This is a genomic window from Arthrobacter melezitosi (assembly GCF_054511055.1).
Map to the genome: position 1 here is coordinate 121,987 of NZ_JBTNDJ010000001.1, position 26,252 is coordinate 148,238.

The window sequence follows — 26,252 nt, forward strand, 5'->3', positions numbered from 1 at the left end:
AGACCCCGCCGCCGACGGCCATCAACGACCCGCCGACACCCGCCCGCGGGCCGTGGCGACCGGGAGGGCTGGCCGTACTGTGTAGCCATGAGTGTCGAGAAGAACACCCGCAGCCTCGAGGCCGGAATCGAACGCGACTTTGCCGGGAAGATGAGCTACGGCTCCTACCTGCGCCTTGACCTGCTGCTGGCGGCGCAGCAGCCGGTCAGCAGCCCGGAGCACCACGACGAGATGCTGTTCATCATCCAGCACCAGACCTCCGAACTGTGGCTCAAGCTCGTCCTGCACGAACTGCGGGCGGTCCGCCGGTTCCTGCAGGCCGACGACCTGCGTGCCGCCATGAAGGGCATCGCCCGGATCAAGCACATCCAGCGCTCCCTCACCGAACAGTGGTCCGTCCTGGCCACCCTGACGCCCTCGGAGTACGCCGAGTTCCGCGGCGACCTCGGCGCCGCGAGCGGCTTCCAGTCCTACCAGTACCGCGCCGTGGAGTTCCTGCTGGGCAACAAGAACGAGGCCATGCTCGCGGTCTTCGCCGACGATGAGGCAGCCCACTCGCTGCTGGCGGAGCTGCTCACCCAGAGCAGCATCTACGACGAGTTCATCGCCTACCTGGCCCGGCGCGGCTATGCCGTCCCGGAGGAGCTGCTGCACCGGGATGTCAGCACCGCCCACGTCTTCGCCCCCGCGCTCGTCGAGGTCTATAAGACGGTGTACGAGAACGCGTCCGAGCACTGGGATGTGTACGAGGCGTGCGAGGAGCTCGTGGACCTTGAGGACAATTTCCAGCTGTGGCGGTTCCGGCACCTGAAGACGGTGGCCCGCACCATCGGCTTCAAGCAGGGCACCGGCGGCTCCTCCGGTGTCGGCTTCCTGCAGCGCGCCCTCGAACTGACCTTCTTCCCGGAGCTGTTCGCCGTGCGCACCGAGATCGGCCGCTGACTCCTGTAGTTTTGTAGCGTGCTGTTCTCCGACCGTGATATCCGTGCCGAAATTTCCGCTTCCCGCATCGAGCTGGATCCCTACGACCCGGCGATGGTTCAGCCATCGAGTGTCGATGTACGGATCGACCGGTTTTTCCGGTTGTTCGACAACCACAAGTACGCCCACATCGACCCCTCCGAGGACCAGCCGGACCTGACCCGGCTCGTCGAGGTGGCCCCGGACGAGCCGTTCATCCTGCACCCGGGGGAGTTCGTGCTCGGGGCGACCTACGAAAAGGTGACGCTGCCGGACGACGTCGCGGCGCGGCTCGAGGGCAAGTCCTCGCTCGGGCGTCTCGGCCTGCTGACGCACTCGACGGCGGGGTTCATCGATCCCGGATTCTCGGGCCACGTCACGCTCGAGCTCTCCAACATGGCGACCCTGCCGATCAAGCTGTGGCCGGGCTCGAAGATCGGCCAGCTGTGCTTCTTCCGGCTGACCTCGCCGGCGGAGCACGCCTACGGATCGGGCCGGTACGGCAACCGGTACCAGGGCCAGCGCGGCCCGACGGCGTCGCGCAGCCACCTGAACTTCCACCGGACCGCCATCTAGCGTCCTAGCCTTCTCCCTCCGCCCGCTCCGCCCCTCCCTTCACCCCTCCTTCCGCCGAGTGTGCAGATAACCACCTTCCGGGGCGTGTGAAGCGTGGTGATCTGCAGTTTCGGTGGCGAGCACGGGCGCTCGGATTCGCCCTCCTTCCGCCGAGTGTGCAGATAACCACCTTCCGGGGCGTGTGAAGCGTGGTGATCTGCAGTTTCGGTGGCGAGCACGGGCGCTCGGCTTCGCCCTCCTTCCGCCGAGTGTGCAGATAACCACCTTCCGGGGCGTGTGAAGCGTGGTGATCTGCAGTTTCGGTGGAGAGCACGGGCGCTGGGGCCCTCTCCCGGCATCCACATAGCGCGGATCCGGCATGGGTGGCCCCCGCATTCTCCCGACACTGGCTGCATGCGCTCTCCACAACCCCTGCCGCGGGCCCTCGCCGGCCGCTCGTTTACTCTTGAGGAGGCACGGCGGACCGGCGTGTCGCGGCGACGGACCGAATCCTCTGACCTCACCACTCCAAGCCGGGGCATCAGGGTTCCGTGGGAGACCGGGCAGCCGCTCGCCGACACGCTGAGGCCACTGCTCGCCGTCACACCCGGAGCTGTTGCCGGTTTCACTACGGCTGCCCGCCTGTGGGGAATGCCCCTGCCACCCGAGCATGATCTCGCCGTCCACCTTATCTGCCGGCACGGGAAGCCGGGTCCGCGCCGGAAGGGCGTGCGCGGACATTCAATGACGCTGCACTGGGCCGACCAAACCACGCTTCGGGGCATTCCGGTCACCACCCCGGCCCGGACGTGGTTCGACCTTGCGCAGCTTCTCCGGCTCGACGCGCTCGTGGCGGCCGGGGACCACGTGGTGAACCGGAACAACAGGATTTTCGCGGAGGAGCGGGCGGCCCTGGCATCGGTCGAAGAGTTGTCGCAGATGCTGACGAGCCACCGACGGTCGCGGGGAGTGCGCACTGCGCGGGAGGCATTGCCGCTGGTCCGGGTGGGATGTGACTCCGCCCCGGAAACCGCGCTTCGTCTTGCCCTCGCCCGGGCGGGGCTTCCGGAACCTGTGCTGGGGTGGGTCATCACCGACGAATCCGGTGGTCACGTCGTATGGCCAGATCTTGCGTACCCGAATTACAAGGTCGCCATCCAGTACGACGGCGCACACCACTTTGAGCGGGAACGGCGGGAGTTGGATATCGCGCGCAATGAAGCGACGGTACGCGCCGGATGGACACAGGTCGTCATCACCGCCCGCCTGATGGACGCCTTCGGTTCGGCAGCGGCGTTGGCGAAGGTGCGGGACGCCCTGCTGCACAACGGTTGGGACGGACGCTGCATGGTCGCGTGACTGGAAATCCAGGGCGGCCGTTCCATGAGGGCGGCAGTCGGCGCTCATTCTCAGTTGAAACTGCAGATCACCACGTTATGGGCACTTCTAAGCGTGGTGAGGTGCAGTCTCGGCGGAGGTGGGGTCCCGCGGAGCGTGGTGAGGTGCAGTCTCGGCGGAGGTGGGGTCCCGCGGAGCGTGGTGAGGTGCAGTCTCGGCCAATCCCGGGAGCTGGGGACTCCGGCGCCTCACAGCCCCGGCACGACGGCAGGAGCCACCTGTGCCGGAGGCTTCACCGGCAGCAGCAGGAGCAGCCCGGCCAGCAGCACGGCGAGGATCCCTAGGATGCCGTACCGCTGCGCCCCGAAGATGCTGATCGACAGGGCGAACAGGGCCGGGGCGAGGAAGCTGACCGCACGTCCGGTCGTGGCGTAGAGCCCGAACAGTTCGCCCTCCCCGCCCTCGGGGGCGAGCCGGGCCAGGTAGGCCCGCGAGGAGGCCTGGGCCGGTCCGACGAAGAGGGTCAGCAGGAGGCCGAACACCCAGAAGGTGATGTCGCCGGTCCACTCGATGCCAAGGACGGAATACGTTTCGGCGCCCAGGACCAGGACGGCCGAGCCTGCGGCCAGCAGTCCGATCAGGGAGGCGGCGATCACCCGCTTGGGCCCCACCCGGTCGTCGAAGTAACCTCCGACGACGGCGCCGAGCGCCGCGATCACGTTGCCGGCGATGGCGAAGACGATGACCTGGCTCAGTTCGAAGCCGAAGGTGCCGGCCGCGATGATCCCGCCGAAGGTGAAGACGGCGGCCAGGCCGTCGCGGAAGACCGCGCTGGCCAGCAGGAAGAAGATGGTGTGCGGGCTGGTCCGGTAGATGGCCTTCACGCGCCGGATCAGCAGCCCGTAGGAGGCGAAGAATCCAAGCTGTGCCACCGCCGGCCGGCGGGGCACCTCCGGCACCGAGATCATGACGGGCACCGCGAAGGCCAGGAACCACAGGGCCGAAAAGACGGCGACCAGCCGGATGTTCAGGGCGTCCTCGGTCGAGGACCCGGGCCAGTCGACGACCGGCTGCACGAAGGCGACAAGGACGATGACCAGGGCGATGATGCCCCCGACATACCCCATCGCCCAGCCGAAGCCGCTGATCCGGCCCACACTCGCCGGGGTGGAGATCTGGGAGAGCATCGCGTTGTAGTTGACGCCGGCGAACTCGAAGAAGATGTTCGCGGCGGCGATCAGCGCCACGCCCAGGAGAAGCAGCTCGGGCCGGGGAAAGACGAAGAAGCAAAGACCGGTGAGCACCGCGACGATCAGGCTGTTCACGCCGAGCCAGAGCTTGCGCCGGCCCCCGTTGTCCGATCGCTGGCCGGTGACCGGGGCGAGGAGCGCGATGAGCAGGCCGGCGGCGGCGAGTCCCCACCCCAGGGTCGAGGAGGCCCGTTCCTCCCCGCCGAAGGCATCGGAGGTCAGGTAGACGGTGAAGACGAAGGTCGTCATCACCGCGTTGAAGGCCGCGGACCCCCAGTCCCACGAGGCCCAGGACAGAACCTGCCGCGACAGGATCGGGGTGGGACGGTTCGACGGGGCGGGCGCAGCACTCTTGACGGGCATCGGCAGCTGCTGGTCCTTGGTCATAGGGTGAATGCTACCGGCGTGTCACCCGCACGCCCCTGCGGCGCGTCCGGCGGGTTTGGATGCCGCCGAACGCCGGCTCAGGTGAGGTCGCGGGTCTTCTCGAACCGCTCGATCGCCTTCTGCATGGTGCGGTTGGTGAACACCTGGATGGTGGTCCGCACGGCACCGGAGATCAGGGCGAAGACAAGGGCCGAACGAACGGTGTTCTCGAGTCCCTCGGTGCCCTTCGGCGAGGCCTCCCCGGTGATCTTCTCCCACAGGAAGTCGACGAGCTTGCTGGCGACGACGCCGGCGCCGAGGCCCATCCCGGTACCGAGCAGTTTAATCAGCAGATTCATTGCGTCTCCTTCGGTTGGCTGGTGCTCCAACCAAGCCTAGCGGTGCCCGGCCCGGGCGGCACGGCCGGGGCCGCCGCGGCGTGGTAGCGCCCGGAAGCCCGGGTGTAGACTCGGTGGCGCAAACATACGACAGGGGAGCGCCGTCCGAACGCAGCTTAGGCTGCCGACGGGACCGGGCGCTGAGAGTGCGGAACACCGCAGACCCTCGAACCTGATCCGGTTAGTACCGGCGAAGGGAGTCGAGTTCTCAGGGCGAACGCAGCCGGCGCACGCGCCGTTCGCGGAGCGCCCTCCCCTCCTGGACCCCAGGAGGATTCCACCATGGCTTTCACCAAGGCCACTCCCGGCACCACCCCATCCCGGCGTCGGCTCGAATGGCGCGTCGTCGACATCGTCGTCGCCTCGGTCCTCGCCGTGGCCGTCGGCGTCGTCTTCTTCGCTTGGTCCGCCGGCTACAGCGGCATTGTGCTGCTGACCAGTGTCTTCCCCCCGCTGACGGGTCTTTACACCGGCGGCTGGCTGATCGCCGGCGTGCTTGGCGGCCTGATCATCCGCAAACCGGGCGCCGCCATCTACTGCGAGGTCCTCGCCGCCGCCGTCTCGGCGCTGCTCGGCACCCAGTTCGGGCTGTCGGTGCTGCTCTCGGGCTTCCTCCAGGGCCTCGGCGCGGAACTGGTGTTCCTGCTCTTCCTGTACCGGAAGTGGAACCTCGGCGTGGCGCTGCTCGCCGGCCTCGGCTCCGGTATCGCCCTGGCCGTCAGCGAGAACGCCCTCTACAACTCCCTGTGGGCCGTGGAGTACCAGCTGTTCTACGTGCTGTTCGCCGCGGCCTCCGGTGTGGTCATCGCCGGGCTCCTGTCCTGGCTCGCCGTGCGCGGCCTGGCCAGGACCGGGGTGCTTTCCTCCTTCGCCGCCGGACGCTCGGCCGAACGGTGACCCAGGCCTCCACCGCTCCGGTCACCGTCTCCGCCGCGGGGTGGGGGTGGCGGCATGCCGGGCGTCCCGGCTTCGCCGTGCGGGGCATCGACCTGCGCATCGAGCCCGGCGAACGGGTGCTGCTCCTCGGCGCCTCCGGGTCGGGCAAGTCGACCCTGCTCGCCGCGCTCGCCGGCGTCCTGGGCGATGCCGAGGAGGGCGAGCAGGAGGGAACGATCCTGCTCGACGGCGAACAACCCGCCGCCCGCCGCGGCCGGGCCGGGCTCGTGCTGCAGGATCCGGACTCCCAGATCGTGCTCGCCCGGGTCGGCGACGAGGTGGCCTTCGGGGCGGAGAACCTCTCCGTGCCGCGCCCCGAGATCTGGCGGCGGGTCCGGGAGGCCCTCGACGACGTCGCACTCGACGTTCCGCTGGACCGGCCCACCTCCGCGCTCTCCGGCGGCCAGAAGCAACGGCTCGCCCTCGCCGCGGTGCTCGCCATGCAACCGGGCCTGCTGCTGCTTGACGAGCCGACGGCCAACCTCGACGCCCGGGGCGTCACCGAGGTGCGCGACGCCGTCGTACGCACCTTGGACCGGACGAGGGCGACCCTGGTCGTTGTGGAGCACCGCGTGGCGGTGTGGGCCGACGTCGTCGACCGCGTGGTGGTCCTCGGCGCCGGCGGCGGCGTGCTCGCCGACGGACCGCCCGCCGCGGTGCTGACCGACCCGGCCACCCGCGCGGTGCTCGCCCGGGCCGGGGTGTGGATCCCCGGCTGGCGTCCGGTCCCGGCGTCGTCCGGCTCCGCAGCGCCACCGGCCGAGGTTGCCGGAGCGCGGCGGGCGGAACTGCTGGCCGCCCGCGGCCTGGCCGTGGCCCGCACCCGGAGGGGCCCGGCGGTCCTCGAGGGCGTCCAGCTGTCCCTGAAGGAGGGCTCGGCGTTGAGCATCGTGGGGTCCAACGGGTCGGGCAAGTCGACCCTGGCGCTGACCCTCGCCGGGCTGCTGCGGGCCCGCGCCGGCACCGTCGCTGCCGCGGACGTCCTTGCCCGCGGCGCCGGGGCCGACCCCGCGCGGTGGCGCTCGGCCGAGCTGGTGCAGCGCATCGGCTCGGTCTTCCAGGATCCGGAGCACCAGTTCCTGACCGGCAGCGTCGCGGCCGAGCTTGAGTTCGGGCCGCGCGCGGCCCGGGTCCCCTCCGCGGAGTACCGGCCCCGGATCGAGGCGCTGGCCGAGCGGCTGCGGCTGACCCACCTGCTGAGCGCCAACCCGTTCACGCTCTCCGGCGGGGAGAAGCGGCGGTTGTCCGTGGCAACGGTGCTCGCCACCCGGCCCGCGGTGCTGGTGTTGGACGAGCCCACCTTCGGCCAGGACGCCGGAACCTGGGCCGAACTCGTAGGCCTGCTGGGCGAACTCGTGGCGGAGGGCCGCAGCGTGGTCTCGGTGACGCACGACGACGACTTCACCCGCGCCCTCGGCGGGGGCATCCTCGAGGTGAGCGCCGGCCGGGCCGGGCTGACGGCGGCGGCATGAGCGCCGACCTGCTCACGCCCGCGCTCAGCGGGACGGTGCTGCGGCGGGCGAACCCGCTCTCCAAGCTGTTCGCCGCGGGCATCCTCACGGTCGCCGTTCTGCTGAGCATCGACTGGGTCAGCGCCGCCGTCGCGCTCGCCGGTGAGCTCCTGCTGATTCCCCTGCTCAGGGTCGGCCCCCGGAGGCTTCTCCTGCGGATCTGGCCGCTGCTGGTTGCGGCGGCGGTCGGCGGGTACGGCACCGCGCTGCTGGCCGAGAAGACGGGACGGGTGCTGCTCGAGGCGGGGCCCTTCCTGTTCACCGAGGGCTCGGTGGGCGCGGGCCTTGCGGTGGCCCTGCGGGGGGTGGCCGTGGCCCTGCCCGGGATCTTCCTACTGGTCTCGACCGACCCCACCGACCTCGCCGACGCCCTGGCGCAGAAGCTTCACCTGCCGCACCGGTTCGTCCTGGGCGCGCTGGCCGCGATGCGGCTCGCCGGGCTCCTGCTCGATCAGTGGCGCATGCTTTCCCTGGCCCGCCATGCCCGCGGCGCAGGACCCGACGGAAGTCCGGCCGCCCGCCTGCGGGACTTCCTGGGGCAGTCCTTCGGGCTGCTGGTGCAGGCAATCCGCCGGGCCACCCGGCTCGCCGTGGCGATGGAGGCCCGCGGCTTCGGCGCCGGGCCGCGGACCTGGGCGAGGCAGAGCACCTTCAGCGCCGTCGATATCTGGGTTGCCCTAGCCGGCGCCGCGCTCGCGGCGGCGGCCATCACCGCCGCCGTGGCGGCGGGCACCTGGAACCTGGTCCTGACCTGAGGCGTCCCGCGGGAGGTGTTCCCAGGGACGGGTCTCCAACAGGACCAGCCCGGGTCAGCCGCCGTGCAGGGTCCGCTCGGTGAGCAGCTCCAGGCCCGACGGCGAGGCAAGCAGTTCGACGCCGCCCCTGTTCGAGATCAACACGACGGCGCGCCCGTTGGGGATCACCGACCATGGAGCTTTCACCGCCCGGTCGACGAGCCGGGGCTCGGGATAGACCTCGACCGGGCCGGCGAGTTTGCCGCTGAAACCTGTCTTCGCTTGGAGCAGCAGCCTGCCCGGCTCTGCCTTTGCGTACCCCACGGTCCATTTCCCGCCGAGTGCCGATCAGCTCCTGCGGTGGGCGCATTCGAACAATCCCTGGTCGGCGTCCAGCGCCATCCGTCGTCTCCTGGCCGGCCGCACGAGCACCTCGACGAGCAGGAAGGCTGCGATCGTGGCGGCAATGACGATGGCCACGGCGGGCCAGAATCCGGTCGACTGCCGCAGGGGCGAAAATACCGACACCGACAGTACGAGCGGTACGCACAGCTGGACGCCGCGTCCAACATGTTCTCAAGCCAGCCTTTGGGTGCGGGATCCAATGGAGCTTCCTAAGGTGGTGGACGGCTTTACGGCAAAAGCTTCCGGCCTCGCGCCTCCAGCGCTGCACGTCGATGGCGCAGTTCCCGCTCCACCCCGTATAGCGGAGAGCCCTCGAACGGCAGGGCACCCAGGTCCACGGCCGCCAAGGCGGCGGCCCGCTCCGACAGGCTGATGGCCTCGCGAACTCCGCCCAACGCCGGGCCTTGAGACCCTTGGTCCGGCCTGTCATGCTCAGGGCCATCGAATCATCCCGTACACCAGGGCGCACGGTACGTCATAGACCGGCGCGACCGCGAACCCGCCGGCCTTCTCAGGATCAGTGTCGTGTGGATTCATCTAGGTGATCGTCCTGGACGCTGGTTGTTCCACTGCCAGAACGGTATCGGGTCCGGTCCCGCCGGCATAAACGGCTGACCCGATCGAGGGGGCCCGGATGGCCCTTGCGCTGTCTGAGTCAAAGGGCACTGGAGGGTTGGGGCGGACGGGCCTATCATGGTCGCAGGGTCTCGATGAGGATAAATCCACATCTCCTTCGGAGGAATCAAATGCATACGAAGCTAGCGTGCGATGCCCTGATCTCGAATTCGACACCCACCCATCTGTCTTCCGGAGCCAATGCGGCATCGTCTCCCCTGAGGAGGCGAGCATGAAACGGCTTCTTGCAATGCTTTTAACTGGCGGCCTCTTGGTCAGTTTGCCGCTGGCGTCGCCGGCCTATGGTGTGGAGACGGCCGGGCCGGACGCCACGTGCAGCCGACCCGTTTCCGACGCGGATGGCCTTTACCTTCCCGCACAGGCCTTTTGGTGGAGCACGACAGAGCTCACCATAGGTATCACAGCTACTTCCAAAGTCGATCCGGCCCAATTCACTGCCGTCGAGCAAGCTGTTGAGACGTGGCAGCAGACCCTCCAGGACTGTCTTGGAGGCGCAGTGACACTCAATTACGTACCGGTCGTGCCAAGTAAGCGCGCTCAAATAGATATTGTGATTAACCTCGTTCCCAATGCGGGAGGTGCACACCATGGCGGAATGGCCGTATGCAATCCCTCCGGATGCAACCTCCAAGTGGGCTACATCGGACCCCGCGGCCGGTATACAACCATCGATCCAGTAGCACCTACTTCGTACACCTACAGCCTCGCGCTCCACGAGATCGGCCACGCCCTTGGATTAGGGCACACCACGAATCTGTATGAGTCTGTCACCGACGTCATGGGCTACGGGTGGAACGATGACTCCGGCAGGGTCCCGATCTCACAGTGCAATGTCGATGCCTTGGCATACATTTGGGCCTGGGCGCTCAACGGAACAGAGCCGGCAGAACCGGAGGCCCTCGTCTATGAATGTGCTTAGTTGAGCGGGGTAAAACCTACTGGTTCAAGGCCGGAAAGTGCTGCTTGGGAAGCCTGTTTCCCGCGCTTAATCGGCGCAATAGCGACTGTAGGGCATCGGTGACTGCGCAACGACAACGCCCTGCACGTAGCCGTTGTTGCTGACGTCTTTAGGCCCGTCCTGGTGCTCTGTGTACCAGTCCGGGCAGGGAATCCCGGACGCGCGGGACGGACAGCGTGCCGGGATCGGATCGCCGCTAGCGGCCAATAGTGGCAAGCTGTGCGTCGATGACCAGGGGGGGTTGAGCCGGCACTGTTTCCCATCCTCGGCCTGGGGCCAGATCACGCTATCCATGATCCTCCGCCGGAGTGCATTTGCCTCAGGCACCTTAGGACTATCGCACGCGAACAACTCTCCGGTCCTACGCCGTCGGCGCCCACTGCACAAACGGCACACCACACTATTCACGGCCCTTGAAAGATGATGATCCGGAGGTGGGATGTTGTCCTCCCCAATATAGGGAGACGGCATATGCCTCTTGGTTCTTTGAGAGCGACAAGCGGCATACCGAACCGGGTGGTATTCCGTTCAGTTGCTGTCTTGAAAAACACAAGCTTTGTGAGCCAGGCTGACGTGGTCGACTACAGGGCCTCCGCTCCCCTAATGTGAATCCACAGCACTAAGTGGCGGCACTTTTGCAGCACTAAATGGCATCCTTGCTATCCGGCATCGTCATTCGACGTATTAGGTGCTGGTGTCCCACCCGGTCAGAGGAACCGGTCGACCAGGGCTGCGAGTTCGGCGGTGAGGTCCGGCGCCGTGGCGATCTCCGCGCCGTCGATCGCGGTCACCGGCGTCAGCAGGCGGATGCTGGAAATCAGCCAGACGGCGTCGGCCTCCAACAGGTCCTTCGGCTCCAGCGGGCCGTAGCCCAGCTGCCAGCCGGCCTCGGAGGCCGCCGAGAACAGCGCCCCCTGGGAGGTTCCGGGCAGGATTCCGCTCTCCAGCTGCGGCGTCACGAGCGTCTTGACGCCGTCCCGCCGGCGGGCGGTCAGCACCGTGGAGGTGGGCCCCTCGAGGACCTTCCCGTCGGAGGAGGTGAAGATGACGTCGTCGGCGCCGTGTTCCTTCGCGTACCGGATGGCGGCCATGTTCACGGCGTAGGAGAGGGTCTTGGCGCCCAGCAGCAGCCAGGGGGCCCGCTGCGCGACGGTGCTGTCGTAGCCGCGGTCGAGCAGCAGCACCGAGATGCCGGTCTCCCGCTGCCTGCGGGTGGCCTCCGGGACCGGGGAGACCTGCACCCAGGCGGTGGGCCCGGTGCCCTCGACCCCGCGGGTGGCCAGAAGCTTCACCACGGCCTCGGGCCGGCCGGGTGCGGCGGCACCGTATTCGGTGAGCGCGGTGCGGATGGCCCGGCTCCACGCCTCGGCCGGAGGGATCGCCAGGCGGAGGGCCTCCGCCGATGACGCCAGCCGCGCCAGGTGCGCCTGTTCCTTGCGGACGCGTCCATCGACCGCGAGGAGGGACTCGAAGACGCCGTCGCCGCGCGTCGCGCCCTGGTCGGTGGCCATGAGCTGGGGCGCGGACGCATCGACGACGCGGCCGTGCTCGAAGGCCGAATCAAGGAACACCAGAACTGTCATGCCGCCAGCATAACCACCGGGGCCGGCCTCAGTCCGGGAACCGGGATCCGAGCGCGGACAGCACGCCGAAGGCCTTGGTGCGCACTTCCTCCCATTCCTCCCCGGGCACCGAGTCGGCGGTGATCGCCCCTCCGACGCCGAGGGAGGCGCGGGTGGTGCCGCCGTCCTCCTCGAGCACCAGGGTGCGGATCACGACGGCGAGATCGGCAGCTCCGGTCAGGGAGAAGTACCCGGCCGCCCCCGAGTAGGCGCCGCGCGGGGCCCCCTCGAGGCGGTCGAGGAGCGCCATGGTGCTGATCTTCGGCGCGCCGGTCATCGACCCGGCGGGGAAGGCAGCGGAGACCGCCTCCGCCCGGGAGGATCCCGGCCGCAGCCGGGCGTCGATGGTGCTGACCATCTGGTGGACGGTGGCGTAGCTTTCAATGGCGCACAGTCGGCTGACCGTCACGGTGCCGGGGACGGCGAAGTGCGAGAGGTCGTTGCGCAGCAGGTCGACGATCATGATGTTCTCCGCCCGGTCCTTCAGGGACGCTGCGAGGTCCTCCCGGAGGGCTTCGTCCTCGGCCGGGTCGGCGGAGCGGCGCCGGGTTCCCTTGATCGGTTCGGCGCGCAGGGAGCCGTCCGCGCCGAGCCGCAGGAAACGCTCGGGGGAGGTGCTGGCGAGCGCGGCGCCGGGGAAGCGCAGCAGGTGGGCGAACGGCGCCGGGTTGGCCTCCCGCAGCGCCAGGTACAGCGGCAGCGGGTCGACGGCGCCCTCGAGCCGGGCCTCCAGCGCCGTGGTGAGGCAGACCTCGTAGGTGTTTCCCTCGCCGATCTCGGCCTGCGCTTCCCGGATCTTTTCGAGGTACCCAGGGCGGGTGTCCCGGGCGGTGAAGGCCGGAGCCGGGCGGGCCGGCCCGGGCACCGGCACCCCGGGGCCGGCGGGCGGCGCGGCGCCGAGCACCGCCGCGCGGGCGGCCTCGAGCCAGCGCCCGGCCTCGGGGTCGGCCGTGCCGTCGCCGAGGGTGAGGAGGAACGTGCACCGCTGCTGGTGGTCGACGACGACGGCGCGTCCGGCGAAGAGCAGGGCCGCGTCCGGAAGCGGGGCCGCCGGCAAGGAGGTCCCTCCGGTCTCCCGCTTGAGTTCATAGCCGAGGTAGCCCAGCCAGCCGAGGGCGAACCCGCAGTCGTAGCCGGCGGGGGCGCGCATGCTGCCGCGGCCCCAGACGCCGTCGAGCCAGCGGAAGAACGGCCCGGAGATGCGGGCGGTGACGGCCCCGGCGGTGACCTCGGTGAGGCCGGCGCGGTGCCGGACCGACTGGCCGTACCGGCCGCCGTCGTCGGCGAGGATGGTGAACCGGCTGCGCTCCGGGGCGGCGGTCCGCCCGGCGTCGGAGCTGTCGAGCCACACGGCCGACGCCGACCCGCCGTACAGCGCCGCGAACAGCGCCGGCGTGGAGGGCTCGAACTCAAGGCGCTCCGCGGTGACCTGCAGGCCGCGGCGGCCCGCCCGCTCGGGGGACATCGGCGCGGCCCACCGGGGCAGCCCGGACAGGGCCAGCCGCACCTGGTGGGGGGTGCCCCGGCCGCGGTGGCCTTCGACGAGCAGGTCCGCGCTGCCGGCCGGATCGTCCTGGCGCAGCCAGGTGAGTTCCTGGTCGGCCCAGCGCTGCCAGAACGGGGCGAAGGTGTCGCCGTCCCGGGTGAGGGCGCTGTTGCGGCGGATGTCGTCGGGCGCCTCGACCCAGAGGGCGGCGTCGAGGTAGGCCCGCGCCGCGGCGCAGGAGGCCCCCACCCCCTCAAGGATGACGATTTCGGCCGGTTCGGTCCGCCGCAGCGGCCCCTCGGTGCCGTGTTCCCAGTCCCAGGCCTGCCAGGTGGCGGCACCGCCGGCGGCCAGGGGACGCAGGACGGTTTCCACATAACGGGCCAGGCCCTCGGCGAGCCCGTCCCAGCCGGGGTAGATCTCCTCGAGGTGGAACAGGCTCACCCGGTGGTGTTCACGCAGCAGCGCAGCCAGTTCCACGGCCAGGGTGGTCTTGCCCGCGCCGGAGCGGCCGTCGACGGCGAGGATGAGGGGGGCGCCGGCGCGGCCGGTGGAGGCTTCCATCGCTACTTCCGTCGGGTTGGGCTGGTCGGGGTGCCGGAGGGAGCGTCAGGCGAAGGCAAGCAGCACGCCCACGGTGACGAAGAGGGAGCCGAACACCCGGTTGAGGGTCCTCTGCCCGCGGTGGCCGCGCGTGTACCGCTGGAAGGAGCGCGCTGCCGCGGCATAGAAGAACCACATCACCAGGACGTCGATGGCCACCACCGTGCCCGCCAGGACGCCGTACTGGCCGAGCAGGGGCTCATCGGGCCGGATGAACTGGGGAATGAAGGCCAGGAAGAAGACGACCGCCTTCGGGTTGAGCAGGTTCACCCACAGCCCGCGCCGGAACATCGACGCCGGGCCCTCCCGCCGGCGGGCCTCGCCGGCCTCCACCGGCTCAGGTGCGGCCAGGAACTTCCGCACGCCGAGGTAGACGAGGTAGGCGGCGCCCGCGTACCGGATGATGCCGAAGGCCACCGGGGAACTCGCGACGAGCAGTCCGACGCCGGCCGCAACGACGGCGATATGGATCAGGAGCGCGGCCTGCTGGCCGGCGATGCCCCAGAGGGCCCGCCGGAAGCCGACGGTCAGGGCGTTGCTCATGGTGTTCACCGCGCCGGCGCCGGGGGTGAAGCTGATGAGGGTGCCGGCGCCCAGGAGCGCAAGCCAGACCGAGGGGTTCACCTGTTCATAGTAATTCCTGGCCGCCGCTGGTCCGGCCCGCGCCCGGGGTCAGGACCGGGCGAGGATCTCCGTGCTCGGCAGGAGGAAGGTGGCCTCCGGGGCCCGCCCCCAGGCGAGCCATCCGGCGGAGATGCGTTCGAGGTCGTCCAGGTCGGCCAGCCCGCGTTCCAGCGCCTGCTCGGCGAACGCCGAGTGAAGCACCCGTGCGGCCCAGGACTCCGAGTGCGCCCGGCGGCGCTCGTCGGTGGCGTAGATCCAGTTCGAGGAGGAAATCTCAATGTCCTCGAAGCCGGCGTCCTGCGCCCAGCCGAGGAGCCGGCGTCCGGCGTCGGGCTCGGCACCGTTGCCCCGGGCGATCCGCTGGTAGAGCTCCATCCACTCGTCGAGCTCGGGGAGCTGCGGAAACCAGCTCATGGCGGCGTAGTCGGCGTCGCGCACCGCCACGAGCCCGCCGGGGCGGGCGACCCGGCGCATCTCGCGCAGGGCCGCCACCGGATCGGCGAGGTGGTGCAGGACCTGGTGGGCGTGGACCAGATCGAAGGTTTCATCGGGGAAGTCGAGGTCATAGACGTTTCCCGTCGAGAAGCGCACGTTGGGCAGGTCCGCGGTGAGGCCTGCGGCCTCGGCCACCACCTCGGGCGAGCGGTCCAGGCCGGTCACCGTGCCGGGGGCGACGGCGCGCGCCAGGTCGGCCGTAATGCTCCCGGGCCCGCAGCCCACGTCGAGGACCTCCATGCCCGGGCGCAGGTGACCGATCAGATAGGCGCCGGAATCCGCCAGGGTGCGGGCGGCGTGTGCCTGGGTGACGCTGGGGTGGTGGCCGTGGGAGTACACCTCGCTGTTCATGGTCCGAGGGTAGCCCGCGGATCCGGTCCGGGCAGCTTCCCGGCGTCATTCTTCGCCGCAATGGTTGCCGCAGTGATGCGCTGCAGCATGGTGCTCAGCAGCGCGAGTTCATCCTCGCTGAACTCCTTCAGCGCCTGCGAGATGTGCTGGGCGAGGGGGGCGAAGAGGCGGTTTCCCGCCGCCTGCGCCTTCTCCGTCATCTCCAGGTGCACCTGCCGGCGGTCGACGTCGCTGCGGGCCCGGGTGACGTGCCCGGCCGTCGTCAGCCGGTCGATCAGGGCCGTCGTGGCGGGGGAGCTGAGGTTCAGTTCCTCGCGCAGCATGCCCGGGGTGACCGTCGTTCCCGACCGGGCCGCCCCGACGAGGATGCCGAGGGCGTGGAGGTCGGTGCGGTGCAGGGCATCCTTGGCGCTGACGACGTCGACATAGCGTTCGGTCTCCGCGGTGAACTGCTGAAGGAGCGCCAGGATGGCCGCCCTGTTGTCCTTGCCCACTGTCGCACCTCGCTTCCTTCCTAATACTCTAGGCCCCCTCCCCATTTATCTCCATCATGGATATACTCGACCGCAGAGAGAATCTTCCCGAGAGGCCCCACCATGAAAAGCACCTGGCTGCGCGTCCTGCTCCCGGCCGTCATTGTCCTGATCTGGCTGGTCGGCGCCGGCTTCGGCGGCCCCACCTTCGGCCGGCTCGAGGAGGTCTCAAGCAACGACCAGGCGGCCTTCCTGCCGGCAAGCGCCGAGTCGACGGCGGCCGGTGAATTCGAGGAGCAGTTCCGGGATTCCGACGCGGTGCCGGCGGTTCTCCTGGCCGAATCGACGCAGGACATTCCGCCGCGTGAACTGGGCGCCTACGCCGAGGTGGCCGGGCGGCTTGCCGGGGTCGACGGACTCGAGGCGCCCGCGGGCGGCGGCCCCGCCGTCATCGGGCCCATCCCCTCGGAGGACCTCAGGGCCGTGCAGTACCTGGCCTTCGTCTCGGCCGACGCCGAGCTGGGCGAGGTGGTCGCCGAGCTGCGCGAGGTGCTCAATTCGGAACTGCCCGACGGCGCCACCGGATACGTCACCGGGCCGGCCGGGTTCACGGCCGACCTGGTCAGTGCGTTCGGCGGCATCGACGGGATCCTCCTGGGCGTGGCGCTTGGCTGCGTGTTCCTCATCCTGCTCGGCGTCTACCGCTCCCTGGTGCTGCCGTTCCTCGTGCTGCTGACCTCGGTGTTCGCCCTGGCCACCTCCATCCTCGTGGTGTTCGCCTTCGCCAAGTGGGACTGGATCCAGCTCAGCGGGCAGAGCCAGGGCATCCTCTCCATCCTGGTGATCGGCGCGGCGACCGACTACGCGCTGCTGCTGGTGGCCCGTTTCCGGGAAAGCCTGGGGGAGGTGCAGTCCACCTGGGAGGCCATGAAGCGGGCCTACCGCGGGTCGGTGGAGCCGATCGCGGCCTCCGCGGCGACCGTCATCCTGGGCCTGCTCTGCCTGCTCTTCTCCGACCTCAACTCGAACCGCAGCCTAGGGCCCATCGCCGCCATCGGGATCGTCTTCTCCCTGGCCGCGGCGCTGAGCCTGCTCCCGGCCCTGCTGCTGATCTTCGGCCGTGCCGCCTTCTGGCCGCTGCGGCCCAAGGTGGGGACGGGTTCCCGGAATCCCGCGGCCGGTGGGCCGGCCGGTACCGAGGGCCTGCGGGGGCTGTGGCGGGCGGTCGCCGTCCTGGTGGCACGGCGGTACCGCGCCGTCTGGATCGGCTCCCTGCTGGTCCTCGGCGCCGGGGCGCTCGGGCTTACCCAGCTGCAGGCCAGCGGCGTGCCGCAGTCCGAGCTGATCCTCACCTCCTCGAACGCCGTCGACGGGCAGGAGGCCCTGGGCCGCCACTTCGACGCCGGCGCCGGCAGCCCGATCGCCGTCATCGCCCCAGAGGAGGACTCGGACCGGGTCCTGGGCATCGTCGGGGACACCCCCGGCATCTCCGAGGCGGCCTTCGCCACCGACCCCTCCGGCGCCACCGAGGTGAACGAGGGCCGGGTCCTGATCAGCGGGACGCTGGAGTTCCAGGCCGATTCCGAGGACGCCGAGAACGTGGTGCGCGACCTCCGCGCCGAGTTGGAGCGGCAGAGCCCCGATTCGCTGGTCGGGGGCGTCACCGCGATCGCCGTCGACACCAACGACACGGCGCTCGCCGATCTGGGCAAGATCATCCCCATCGTCCTCGCCGTCATCCTCGTCGTCCTGATGCTGCTGCTGCGCGCCGTCGTGGCGCCGGTGCTGCTGATCCTCAGCGTCGTGCTCTCCTATGCGACGGCCCTGGGCGTCTCGGCGCTGGTGTTCAACAACCTGCTCGGCTTCGAGGGGGCCGACGCCTCCGTGCCGCTCTTCGGATTCGTCTTCCTCGTGGCGCTGGGCGTTGACTACAACATCTTCCTCATGACCCGGGTCCGGGAGGAATCGCTGCGGCTCGGCACCCGGCCGGGGATCCTGCGCGGGCTCGGCGTGACCGGCGGCGTCATCACCTCCGCGGGGGTGGTGCTCGCGGCGACCTTCGCGGCCCTGGGCGTTATCCCGATCCTGTTCCTGGCCCAGATCGCCTTCATCGTGGCCTTCGGCGTGCTGCTTGACACCATCCTGGTCCGGTCGCTGCTGGTGCCGGCGCTGGCCTACGACCTGGGCCGGCGCATCTGGTGGCCCTCGGCCCTCGGCAGGGGCCAGGTATCGGCCCACCGGGCGGACGGGCCGGACGCCGGGGAGCACGAGCACCGCGAGGTCGCCGCCCACCGCGCGTAGGGCACGCGGCGGCCCAGGGGAGCAGCGCTTTCCGGGTCGCGGGGCTCATCCGGAGCGTCGTCTCCGCCGCTTCTGCCCACTGAACCACGCCGGTCAGTGGGCAGTTGCATTCCGGAGCGTCGTTCCCGTCGTTTCTGCCCATTGAACGAGGTCGGTCAGTGGGCGGGCGCAATCCGGAGCGTCCTTCCCGCCACTTCTGCCCACTGACGACGTGCGATCAATGGGCATATCTGAACATGCCCACCGATCAGGGCTGACCAGTGGGCAGAAGTGCAGCGGCGGTCCGCCCCCTTGCCCGAACTGATAAGCACGCTTAGTGTTGGCGGAGTCCAATGCCCTCCGGGGCCCAGACTGATACGAAGAGGTCTCACGCGATGTCCTTCCGCTTCCGAACCGCCCTCGCTGCCGTAGCGCTTGCCGCCACGAGCCTGACCGGGGGAGCCCCTGCCTCGGCCGATATCCTCGAGATTGCCCCGCCCGGCGCCAATGACTGGTCCTGCAGGCCCAGTGCCGCACACCCCCGGCCCGTCGTGCTGGTTCCCGGCACTTTCGAAAGCATGGCGAAGAACTGGTCGACGCTGTCGCCCCGCCTCGCCGCCGAGGGCTACTGCGTCTTCGCCCTCAATTACGGCACCACCAACGGAGTCAATGCCACCGGCCCAATTGCCGATTCGGCCGGGGAGCTCGCCTCGTTCGTCGACGAGGTGCTGCGCGCGACGGGGGCGCAGAAGGTGGACATCGTCGGCCACAGCCAGGGCGGAATGATGCCGCGGTACTACCTCGGCTTCCTGGGTGGGGCGAAGAAGGTGAACCACCTCGTCGGCATTGCGCCCTCGAACCACGGGACCGAGGGCGTGATCGCCCCGACGCCCGACGAGGTGCCCCTGGGTCCCGGAGACTCCGGTTTCTTCTGCCAGGCGTGCGCGGACCAGGAGGCGGGCTCGGCGTTCCTCACAACGCTGAACTCGATCGGCGACACGGTGAACGGCCCGGCCTACACCGTGATCTCAACCAAATACGACGAGGTGGTCACCCCCTATCCAAGCCAGTTCCTGAGCGGGCCGGCCCGGCAGGTCACCAACATCACCATTCAGGACAAGTGCCCGCTCGATCCGATCGAGCACGACCAGGCACCGAATGACCCGGTGGTGCATCAGCTGGTAAGCCATGCCCTCGCCTCCAAGGGTCCGGCAAGTCCCGCGTACCGGCCGGAATGTTTCTGAGCGTTACGAAGTTGAGTAATACAGGCTCAACTTTGGTTTGACTCCAAGCCAGCACGGAGTACAGTTGAGTGCAGAACGCTCAATCTACGTGCCCGGCGGTTGAGCGCCCAGCAAATCCCGGGCTGTCGAAAGGAAACTTGCATGTCACGTGCAGTAGGCATTGACCTCGGAACCACCAACTCTGTTGTTTCAGTTCTCGAAGGCGGCGAGCCCACGGTCATCGCCAACGCCGAGGGCGCCCGCACCACGCCGTCGATCGTCGCGTTCTCCAAGGCCGGCGAAGTCCTGGTCGGCGAAATCGCCAAGCGCCAGGCGGTCAACAACATCGACCGCACCATCGCCTCCGTCAAGCGCCACATGGGCACCGACTGGTCGATTCCCGTCGACGACAAGAAGTACACCGCCCAGGAGATCTCGGCCCGCATCCTGCAGAAGCTGAAGACCGACGCCGAGTCCTACCTCGGCGAGAAGGTGACCGACGCCGTCATCACCGTTCCGGCGTACTTCAATGACGCCGAGCGCCAGGCCACCAAGGAGGCCGGCGAGATCGCGGGCCTGAAGGTGCTGCGCATCGTCAATGAGCCCACCGCCGCGGCCCTCGCCTACGGCCTGGACAAGGGCAAGGAAGACGAGCTCATCCTCGTGTTCGACCTCGGCGGCGGAACCTTCGACGTCTCCCTGCTCGAAGTCGGCAAGGACGAGGACCAGTTCTCCACCATCCAGGTCCGCTCCACCGCCGGCGACAACCGCCTCGGCGGTGACGACTGGGACCAGCGCGTCGTCGACTTCCTGCTCGCCCAGGCCAAGGCCAAGGGTGCCGACCTGTCCAAGGACAAGATCGCCCTGCAGCGCCTGAAGGAAGCAGCGGAGCAGGCCAAGAAGGAACTCTCCTCGGCCACCTCCACCAACATCTCCCTGCAGTACCTCTCCGTCACCCCGGAGGGCCCGGTGCACCTCGACGAGCACCTCTCCCGCGCCAAGTTCCAGGACCTCACCAAGGACCTGCTGGACCGCACGAAGAAGCCGTTCCACGATGTAATCTCCGAGGCCGGCATCAAGGTCTCCGACATCAACCACATCATCCTGGTCGGCGGCTCGACCCGCATGCCCGCGGTGTCCGAACTGGTCAAGGAACTCGCCGGCGGCAAGGAGCCCAACAAGGGCGTCAACCCCGATGAGGTCGTCGCCGTCGGCGCCGCACTCCAGGCCGGTGTGCTGAAGGGCGAGCGCAAGGACGTCCTGCTCATCGACGTCACCCCGCTCTCCCTCGGCATCGAGACCAAGGGCGGCATGATGACCAAGCTCATCGAGCGCAACACCGCCATCCCGACCAAGCGGTCCGAGACCTTCACCACCGCCGACGACAACCAGCCGTCCGTGGCGATCCAGGTCTTCCAGGGCGAGCGCGAGTTCACCCGCGACAACAAGCCGCTGGGCACCTTCGAGCTGACCGGCATCGCACCGGCCCCGCGCGGGGTCCCGCAGGTCGAGGTCACCTTCGACATCGACGCCAACGGCATCGTCCACGTCTCCGCCAAGGACAAGGGCACCGGCACCGAGCAGTCGATGACCATCACCGGTGGATCCTCCCTCTCCAAGGAGGACATCGACCGCATGGTCCGCGAGGCCGAGGAGCACGCAGCCGAGGACAAGGCCCGCCGCGAGGCAGCGGACACCCGCAACGCCGCCGAGCAGCTCGCCTACTCCGTCGACAAGCTCATCGCCGACAACTCGGACAAGCTGCCCGAGGAAGTGAAGACCGAGGTCCAGGCCGATGTCGACGCCCTGAAGAAGGCGCTCGAGTCCCAGGACAACGACGCCGAGGTGAAGAGCGCGTTCGAGAAGCTGCAGGCCTCCCAGTCCAAGCTCGGCGAGGCTATCTACGCCTCCGCCCAGCAGGACGGACAGAGCGGCCCCGGCGCATCGGCAGACGGATCCGGCCCGGCCCCGGCGGACGACGATGACATCGTTGACGCCGAGGTTGTCGACGAAGAAAAGAAGTAACCATGCCGCACCACGGAAATGAAGAAGAGCACCAGTCAGAGCCAGTGAGCTTCCGGGACAACCGCAAGATCGACCCTGAAACGGGCGCCGTCCGTGGGCAGCAGAACGACGCCGGCGGCCCGGCACCGGCCGAGCCGGTGTCCGGGGACCCGGCCGCGGAGGCGGCGCCCCCGGCGCCGCCCGCCGCGGACTCCGCCGACGGCGACGCGCTCGCGCAGGCCGAAGCCATCCTCAACGAGGCCGGCGAGGGCGAAGACGCGCCGGTGACGGAGGTCATCGCCGAACTGCGCAACGACCTGCTCCGGCTGCAGGCCGAGTACGTCAACTACCGGCGCCGCGTCGAGCGGGACCGCGACGTTGCACGCGACCAGGCCGTCATCGGCGTCCTGAACTCGCTGATGCCGGTCCTCGACGACATCGACGCCGCCCGGCAGCACGGCGACCTCGCCGACGGGCCGTTCGCGGCGATCGCGGGCAAGTTCGAAAACGCCCTCAAGGCGTACGAGCTGACCCGCATCGACGAGACCGGCGTGGCGTTCGACCCGAACATCCACGAGGCGCTCATCCAGCAGCCCAGCGCGGAGGTCCAGGCCGACAGCGTCAGCCAGGTGCTCCGTGCCGGCTACCGCAAGGGCGACCGCGTGCTGCGGGCGGCCCAAGTGATCGTCGCAGTACCGGAGTAAGCTCCGTCAATGCTGGCCGGGTCCCCGGACGGCGGCAACGAAACTTCCCGCTCGCAGAGCTCGCCGGAAGTATTAAAGCCGCCTTCCCCGGGAACCCGGCCAGCGTCGGCAGTGCCTCCTGCAGGTACTGTTCCCTACATCGTTAAGAAGCAGTGAAAGGAGACTCCAATTGGCTAGTCAGGATTGGGTCGATAAGGATTTTTACAAGATCCTCGGTGTCTCCAAGGACGCGACGGACGCCGACATCAAAAAGGCGTACCGCAAGCTCGCCCGCAAGCACCACCCTGACCAGAACCAGGGCGACGCCGGGTCCGAACGCATGTTCAAGGACGTCTCCGAGGCCTACTCCGTCCTCTCCGACTCCGAGCAGCGCCAGCAGTACGACGCCATTCGCGCCATGGGCGGCGGCGCCCGCTTCACCGCGGCCGGCGCCGGGGGGCCGGGCGGCAGCGCCGGCTTCGAGGACATCTTCGGGAACCTCTTCGGCCAGAGCACCGGGCCCCGCACCCGCGGCGGCAACAGCTACAACAACCTGCCACCCGAATTCGCCGACCTGTTCGGCGGCGCCGGTGGATTCGGCGGCGGGTTCGACGCCCCGCCCCGCAAGGGCGCCGACCGGACCGCCAGCACCACCATTTCCTTCGCCGGCTCCATCAAGGGCACGACGATCGGCCTGCGCGAGCCCTCCGGAGAGGTCATCGACGTCCGCATCCCGGCCGGCATCAAGGACGGACAGAAGGTGCGCGTCCGCGGCCGCGGCCAGTCCGGCCCGGCGGGCAACGGCGACCTCATGGTCACCGTGCATGTGAAGGACCACCCGCTGTTCGAGCGGGACGGAGACAATATCAAGGTCCACGTGCCCGTGACGTTCCCCGAGGCGGCCCTCGGCGCGCAGATCGAGGTGCCCACGATCACCGGCGACCTGGTTCGGATGAAGGTTCCCGCCGGGACCCCCTCCGGCAGGACCCTCCGGCTCAAGGGACGCGGAGTCTCCACGCCGAAGGCCACCGGAGACCTGCTGGTCACGATCGACGTCGTCGTGCCCCAGAACCTGTCCAAGGAGGCCGCCGCCGCGGTCGAGGCGTTCGCTGCCGCGACCGCCGACGCCAATCCGCGCGCGGGCCTCGCCGCCAAGGCCCGGCTCTAACCGCACAACCATCCGCCCGCCCGCACGGCACCGAAGGAGGCAACCGCACTATGGACACCACAATGCCGATCTACGTCATTTCGGTCGCCGCCGAGCTGGCGGAGATGCACCCGCAGACCCTGCGCCAGTACGACCGGCTCGGACTGGTCACGCCGAGCCGGGCACCCGGGCGCGCCCGGCGGTACTCGCAGAAGGACGTCAGCACCCTCCGCGAGATCCAGCGGCTGTCCCACGAGGGGGTCTCCCTCGAAGGGATCCGGCGCATCCTCGAACTCGAGAACCAGGTCTCGGCCCTTCAGCAGCGGGTCAGGGAGCTGAGCTCCGAACTGGCCCAGCGCCGGGGACAGCCCGATCCCAGCCGGGTGTTCGCCGCGGGACTGGCCGGCGACGTCGTCACCCTGGCCCGGGGCCAGCGCCCGCGTGCGCGCAGCCAGGCGCTGATGGTCTGGCGCCCCGACAGCGCCGGCAACTGATCCGCCGGCCCGTTCCCCGGCCGCCCGGCCGATTGCCTCCGGGCAAGATCTGGAAATCGCCGCACCCGCAGTGCAGACTAGAGGCATGCCGCGCTCCCCCCGCCTTTTTCCGAGGACCCACCGCTGATGGACGCGATCCTCCAGCTGCTGGCGATCTTCGGCACCATCCTGCTCCTCATGGGCCTGACCTCCACCGCGCTGGTCTGGCTCGCGGTCCGGCGGCTCCGGCGCTCCGGCATTGTCCGGCGCGCGGCCGACAACGGCGTCCTGACGTTCCATTCCCTCGCCATGGACCGCACCGTGCGGGAACCGGCCCGGCTGGCCCTGGAGCTCCGCCGCTCCAACCAGGCCAACCGGCGGGCCCTCGCCGAGGCCGTGCAGCGCGGCTGGCCGGTGGGGAACCTGCCCGCCGCCGCCGAAGAGCTTGAGCGGGCCGCCGCCGCCGTCGGGGACCAGCTGCGCATGGCCGACCGGGAGCCGAACCGGGCCCTGAAACGGGAACTGACGGCGGACCTCACCGGCCACGTGCGCGCCCTCGAGGGACTCTCGGTGGACCTCCGGCGCTGCCTGCTGCGGGGTTCGGGCTCAATGGACCGGCTCGAGCTGGAACGCAGCGGCGCCCGGCTGACCATGGAGATCAGCGCCATGCATTCCTGGCTCACCGCCTACGGGGTCCGGAGGGCGTCATGACGGCGCCTCTCCGCCGCTCCTAGGCCCGGGCAGGGCAGCGATGTCCCTTCCCCGGCGCATCTCCCGGATCATCCGCGCCAACAAGGCCGCCGCCCAGCCCGTCGAGGACCCCCTGGTGGTCGCCGCCAACGCCCAGCGGGCCCAGCACGCGGCCCTGGACCAGGCGCGGCGGGGAGCCGCCGACGTCGCCGCGCACCGCCGGCGCCTCGAAATCCTTACCGGCGATGCCGCCGCGCGGGTACGCCACCTCGAGGCACAGGCGGCCGCCGCCGTCGCCCGCGGCGATGACGACGCCGCCCGGGAAGCCTTGCGTGCCCAGCTGGGTGCCGCGAAGCACCTGCAGGCCCTCGGCGGGCAGCTGCAGGAGACCGACGTGCAGGCCCGCCGGCTTGCCGCCGACGTCGCGCGCCTCGAGGAGCGGATGTCCGACAGCTGGCTCCGGCACCAGGCCCTGCTGGCCCAGCAGGCAGCGGCCGAGGCCTCGGTGCGGGCCCAGGAGGCGCTGCGCTCCTCGGCGGGCCCGATCGGGGGCGGGGAGTTCGCCGCCCGGGAGGCCGAGCGGGAGGTGCGCCGCCTGCAGGCCCTCGCCGCGGCCCGTGAGGAACTGGCCTGGTCGGACCCCTCGTCCCAGCGGGTCCAGGAGGCGTTCGAGGAGCTCGAGGCCGACGCGGCCGCCCGCCAGGAACTGGCCCGGCTCAAGGAGCAACGGGCTAGAGGCTATCGTCCCGGGCCGCAGTAAGGGTCCCAAGCACCGCGTCGTCGATCTCGTCGACACTGCGCAGCCGGACCCGCCACTGGAACGGATCGTCCCTGGCTGCCCGCACCGGTTCCACCCGGGCATCATCCGGGTGGGCGAAGCGCAGGAACACGTCGACGGCGGACTTTGTCGCCGGAGTGACCTGCGCGAACTTCCGGCGCGCCGTCTGCAGTGAAATGTAGGTCTTGCGCATCTGCACCTCGACGCCGTCGGCCCCGAGCGCCCAGGTGAGCAGCCGGTCCCCGATGGGGCGCAGCGCCGGCCGGTCCGCGTACTGGCCCTCGTACAGTTCGTCCACGGAACTGAGGATGAAGTCCGGGTAGCCGAACATCGCCCAGTCCACGCTCATCAGGCTGTAGCCGGCCACCCCCTGGGCCTTCAGCCAGGCCGCCAGCGCCGCCCGGGAGTCGACGCCCGCGCCGCGGGCGGCCTGCACCCACTCCTCGACGCTGCGGCCCGTGGTGCGCTGGAGCCGTTCGGCATTCGTATCGGCCATCGCCTGCCAGGTCTTGATCTCGCCCATTCCCCCAGCGTAGCCGGACCGCCCTCCACCCCGCGTTGGTACACTCGCCGCATGGAGCTGAACGGATCCCACTTCCTCGTCGTCGGTGCCACCGGAGTGCTGGGATCCGCGCTCGCGCGCGGCCTTGCCGCCCGGGGCGCCCTGCTGACCCTGAGCGGACGGTCGGAGGCCAAGCTGGCAGCCCTGGCCGGAGAGCTGGGCGGCGCCGCCGCCGGCACCGTCGCGGCCGACCTCGGCCGGCTAAGTGCCCCCTCGGACATTGCGGCGGCGGCCTACGGCAGGGAACTGAACGGCGTCGTCTTCGCCGCCGGCGTGGTGGCCTTTGGGCCGGCCGCGGAGGTCGACGACGACACCCTGGACGAGCTGATGCTGGTGAACCTCCTCGGGTACATGCGGCTGATGCGCGAGGTGGCGCCGCGGCTGGCCGAGGACTCCGTCGTCGTCCAGCTCAGCGCCGTCGTTGCCGAGCGGCCCACCGCGGGGATGGCCGCCTACTCCGCGACCAAGGCGGCACTGAGCGCCTACGGCAAGGCGCTCGGCCTTGAACTGCGCCGCCAGGGCTCCCGGGTGCTGGACGTACGGCCCCCGCACACGGAAACCGGCCTGACCGGGCGGACCCTTGCGGGCACCGCTCCGCGGCTGCCGCAGGGCAAGGACCCCCAAGCCGTTGCGGAGCGCATCATCACCGCCATGGCCGAGGGCGAGAAGGACCTGGCCTCCACCGCATTCTGAGCCGGTGCTTCCGGCCGC

The 26,252-nt window shown here is 69.7% G+C and carries 26 protein-coding genes and 1 riboswitch; of the genes, 16 read left to right on the top strand and 10 right to left on the bottom strand.

What is annotated here, in order from left to right; all coding sequences use genetic code 11:
• The first annotated feature begins 87 nt into the window (after nucleotides 1–87).
• From ACX80W_RS00630 to ACX80W_RS00640, 3 genes are all read left to right on the top strand, one after another.
• Nucleotides 88–942, top strand: a complete 855-nt coding sequence (locus ACX80W_RS00630; protein ID WP_459279476.1) for a tryptophan 2,3-dioxygenase — start codon at nucleotides 88–90, stop codon at nucleotides 940–942.
• A gap of 18 nt (nucleotides 943–960) precedes the next feature.
• Complete coding sequence (gene dcd / locus ACX80W_RS00635) at nucleotides 961–1,536, top strand: dCTP deaminase (protein ID WP_459279478.1); 576 nt, start codon at nucleotides 961–963, stop codon at nucleotides 1,534–1,536.
• Between the two features lie 723 nt (nucleotides 1,537–2,259).
• Nucleotides 2,260–2,874: a putative endonuclease domain-containing protein gene (locus tag ACX80W_RS00640; RefSeq protein WP_459279480.1), complete on the top strand. Its 615-nt coding sequence runs from the start codon at nucleotides 2,260–2,262 to the stop codon at nucleotides 2,872–2,874.
• A gap of 227 nt (nucleotides 2,875–3,101) precedes the next feature.
• On the opposite strand, the gene ACX80W_RS00645 is transcribed toward ACX80W_RS00640, so the two are convergent.
• Nucleotides 3,102–4,466, bottom strand: a complete 1,365-nt coding sequence (locus ACX80W_RS00645) for an MFS transporter (protein WP_459280174.1) — start codon at nucleotides 4,464–4,466, stop codon at nucleotides 3,102–3,104.
• Nucleotides 4,467–4,567: 101 nt separating this feature from the next.
• The gene (locus ACX80W_RS00650; protein ID WP_459279482.1) at nucleotides 4,568–4,828 is read right to left on the bottom strand and encodes a DUF4235 domain-containing protein; all 261 of its coding nucleotides are present in this window, start codon (nucleotides 4,826–4,828) and stop codon (nucleotides 4,568–4,570) included.
• Between the two features lie 121 nt (nucleotides 4,829–4,949).
• Nucleotides 4,950–5,083, top strand: a riboswitch (TPP riboswitch).
• 66 nt (nucleotides 5,084–5,149) lie between these two features.
• On the opposite strand from ACX80W_RS00650, the gene ACX80W_RS00655 reads away from it, so the two are divergent.
• The 3 genes from ACX80W_RS00655 to ACX80W_RS00665 are packed head-to-tail and all read left to right on the top strand — an operon-like array spanning nucleotide 5,150 to nucleotide 8,069.
• A complete protein-coding gene (locus ACX80W_RS00655) occupies nucleotides 5,150–5,764 on the top strand; it encodes an ECF transporter S component (protein WP_459279484.1) in 615 nt (204 codons plus the stop codon).
• Nucleotides 5,761–7,275 (top strand): ABC transporter ATP-binding protein, encoded by a 1,515-nt coding sequence (locus ACX80W_RS00660; protein ID WP_459279486.1) that lies wholly within the window; start codon nucleotides 5,761–5,763, stop codon nucleotides 7,273–7,275. Before ACX80W_RS00655 ends, ACX80W_RS00660 begins: the two co-directional genes overlap by 4 nt.
• Nucleotides 7,272–8,069, top strand: a complete 798-nt coding sequence (locus ACX80W_RS00665) for an energy-coupling factor transporter transmembrane component T family protein (RefSeq protein ID WP_459279487.1) — start codon at nucleotides 7,272–7,274, stop codon at nucleotides 8,067–8,069. Before ACX80W_RS00660 ends, ACX80W_RS00665 begins: the two co-directional genes overlap by 4 nt.
• Nucleotides 8,070–8,123: 54 nt before the next feature.
• On the opposite strand, the gene ACX80W_RS00670 is transcribed toward ACX80W_RS00665, so the two are convergent.
• Nucleotides 8,124–8,372, bottom strand: coding sequence for a hypothetical protein (locus ACX80W_RS00670; RefSeq protein ID WP_459279489.1), 249 nt, complete (start codon nucleotides 8,370–8,372; stop codon nucleotides 8,124–8,126).
• A gap of 24 nt (nucleotides 8,373–8,396) precedes the next feature.
• Nucleotides 8,397–8,576 carry a hypothetical protein gene (locus ACX80W_RS00675; protein WP_459279491.1) on the bottom strand — a complete coding sequence of 60 codons (180 nt, stop codon included), beginning with the start codon at nucleotides 8,574–8,576 and terminating at the stop codon, nucleotides 8,397–8,399.
• Between the two features lie 724 nt (nucleotides 8,577–9,300).
• On the opposite strand from ACX80W_RS00675, the gene ACX80W_RS00680 reads away from it, so the two are divergent.
• Nucleotides 9,301–10,008, top strand: a complete 708-nt coding sequence (locus tag ACX80W_RS00680) for a zinc metalloprotease (protein WP_459279493.1) — start codon at nucleotides 9,301–9,303, stop codon at nucleotides 10,006–10,008.
• Between the two features lie 746 nt (nucleotides 10,009–10,754).
• Here ACX80W_RS00680 and ACX80W_RS00685 read toward each other — a convergent pair.
• From ACX80W_RS00685 to ACX80W_RS00705, 5 genes are read right to left on the bottom strand one after another with little or no spacing between them, the layout of a single operon-like run.
• Nucleotides 10,755–11,630, bottom strand: coding sequence for an aminodeoxychorismate lyase (locus tag ACX80W_RS00685; RefSeq protein WP_459279495.1), 876 nt, complete (start codon nucleotides 11,628–11,630; stop codon nucleotides 10,755–10,757).
• Nucleotides 11,631–11,658: 28 nt separating this feature from the next.
• Nucleotides 11,659–13,719 (bottom strand): chorismate-binding protein, encoded by a 2,061-nt coding sequence (locus ACX80W_RS00690; RefSeq protein ID WP_459279497.1) that lies wholly within the window; start codon nucleotides 13,717–13,719, stop codon nucleotides 11,659–11,661.
• 45 nt (nucleotides 13,720–13,764) lie between these two features.
• Complete coding sequence (locus ACX80W_RS00695) at nucleotides 13,765–14,382, bottom strand: LysE family transporter (protein WP_459279499.1); 618 nt, start codon at nucleotides 14,380–14,382, stop codon at nucleotides 13,765–13,767.
• A gap of 48 nt (nucleotides 14,383–14,430) precedes the next feature.
• The gene (locus ACX80W_RS00700) at nucleotides 14,431–15,228 is read right to left on the bottom strand and encodes a methyltransferase domain-containing protein (protein ID WP_459279501.1); all 798 of its coding nucleotides are present in this window, start codon (nucleotides 15,226–15,228) and stop codon (nucleotides 14,431–14,433) included.
• Nucleotides 15,225–15,722, bottom strand: coding sequence for a MarR family winged helix-turn-helix transcriptional regulator (locus ACX80W_RS00705; RefSeq protein ID WP_459279503.1), 498 nt, complete (start codon nucleotides 15,720–15,722; stop codon nucleotides 15,225–15,227). The genes ACX80W_RS00700 and ACX80W_RS00705 overlap by 4 nt, the downstream gene beginning before the upstream one ends.
• Before the next feature lie 102 nt (nucleotides 15,723–15,824).
• Here ACX80W_RS00705 and ACX80W_RS00710 point away from each other — a divergent pair, with 102 nt between their 5' ends.
• The 8 genes from ACX80W_RS00710 to ACX80W_RS00745 all read left to right on the top strand — a co-directional run bounded on the left by ACX80W_RS00710 (nucleotide 15,825) and on the right by ACX80W_RS00745 (nucleotide 24,961).
• Complete coding sequence (locus tag ACX80W_RS00710; RefSeq protein WP_459279505.1) at nucleotides 15,825–18,002, top strand: MMPL family transporter; 2,178 nt, start codon at nucleotides 15,825–15,827, stop codon at nucleotides 18,000–18,002.
• A gap of 374 nt (nucleotides 18,003–18,376) precedes the next feature.
• On the top strand, nucleotides 18,377–19,225 hold the full coding sequence (locus tag ACX80W_RS00715; RefSeq protein WP_459279507.1) for an esterase/lipase family protein: 849 nt from the start codon (nucleotides 18,377–18,379) through the stop codon (nucleotides 19,223–19,225).
• 141 nt (nucleotides 19,226–19,366) lie between these two features.
• Nucleotides 19,367–21,229: a molecular chaperone DnaK gene (dnaK, locus tag ACX80W_RS00720; protein ID WP_459279509.1), complete on the top strand. Its 1,863-nt coding sequence runs from the start codon at nucleotides 19,367–19,369 to the stop codon at nucleotides 21,227–21,229.
• 2 nt (nucleotides 21,230–21,231) lie between these two features.
• On the top strand, nucleotides 21,232–21,912 hold the full coding sequence (locus ACX80W_RS00725; protein WP_459279511.1) for a nucleotide exchange factor GrpE: 681 nt from the start codon (nucleotides 21,232–21,234) through the stop codon (nucleotides 21,910–21,912).
• Between the two features lie 169 nt (nucleotides 21,913–22,081).
• The gene (locus ACX80W_RS00730) at nucleotides 22,082–23,059 is read left to right on the top strand and encodes a DnaJ C-terminal domain-containing protein (RefSeq protein ID WP_459279513.1); all 978 of its coding nucleotides are present in this window, start codon (nucleotides 22,082–22,084) and stop codon (nucleotides 23,057–23,059) included.
• 50 nt (nucleotides 23,060–23,109) lie between these two features.
• Entirely contained in the window at nucleotides 23,110–23,532 is a 423-nt protein-coding gene (locus tag ACX80W_RS00735) for a heat shock protein transcriptional repressor HspR (RefSeq protein ID WP_459279515.1), read from the top strand.
• 126 nt (nucleotides 23,533–23,658) lie between these two features.
• Nucleotides 23,659–24,222 carry a hypothetical protein gene (locus ACX80W_RS00740; RefSeq protein ID WP_459279517.1) on the top strand — a complete coding sequence of 188 codons (564 nt, stop codon included), beginning with the start codon at nucleotides 23,659–23,661 and terminating at the stop codon, nucleotides 24,220–24,222.
• A gap of 40 nt (nucleotides 24,223–24,262) precedes the next feature.
• A complete protein-coding gene (locus ACX80W_RS00745) occupies nucleotides 24,263–24,961 on the top strand; it encodes a PspA/IM30 family protein (RefSeq protein WP_459279519.1) in 699 nt (232 codons plus the stop codon).
• Here the strand turns inward: ACX80W_RS00745 and ACX80W_RS00750 are convergent.
• On the bottom strand, nucleotides 24,933–25,502 hold the full coding sequence (locus ACX80W_RS00750) for a DUF5655 domain-containing protein (protein ID WP_459279521.1): 570 nt from the start codon (nucleotides 25,500–25,502) through the stop codon (nucleotides 24,933–24,935). The two genes, ACX80W_RS00745 and ACX80W_RS00750, sit on opposite strands and share 29 nt — an antisense overlap.
• Nucleotides 25,503–25,553: 51 nt before the next feature.
• Between ACX80W_RS00750 and ACX80W_RS00755 the strand changes: the two genes are divergently transcribed.
• Nucleotides 25,554–26,234 (top strand): SDR family NAD(P)-dependent oxidoreductase, encoded by a 681-nt coding sequence (locus tag ACX80W_RS00755; RefSeq protein ID WP_459279522.1) that lies wholly within the window; start codon nucleotides 25,554–25,556, stop codon nucleotides 26,232–26,234.
• Nucleotides 26,235–26,252: the final 18 nt, after the last annotated feature.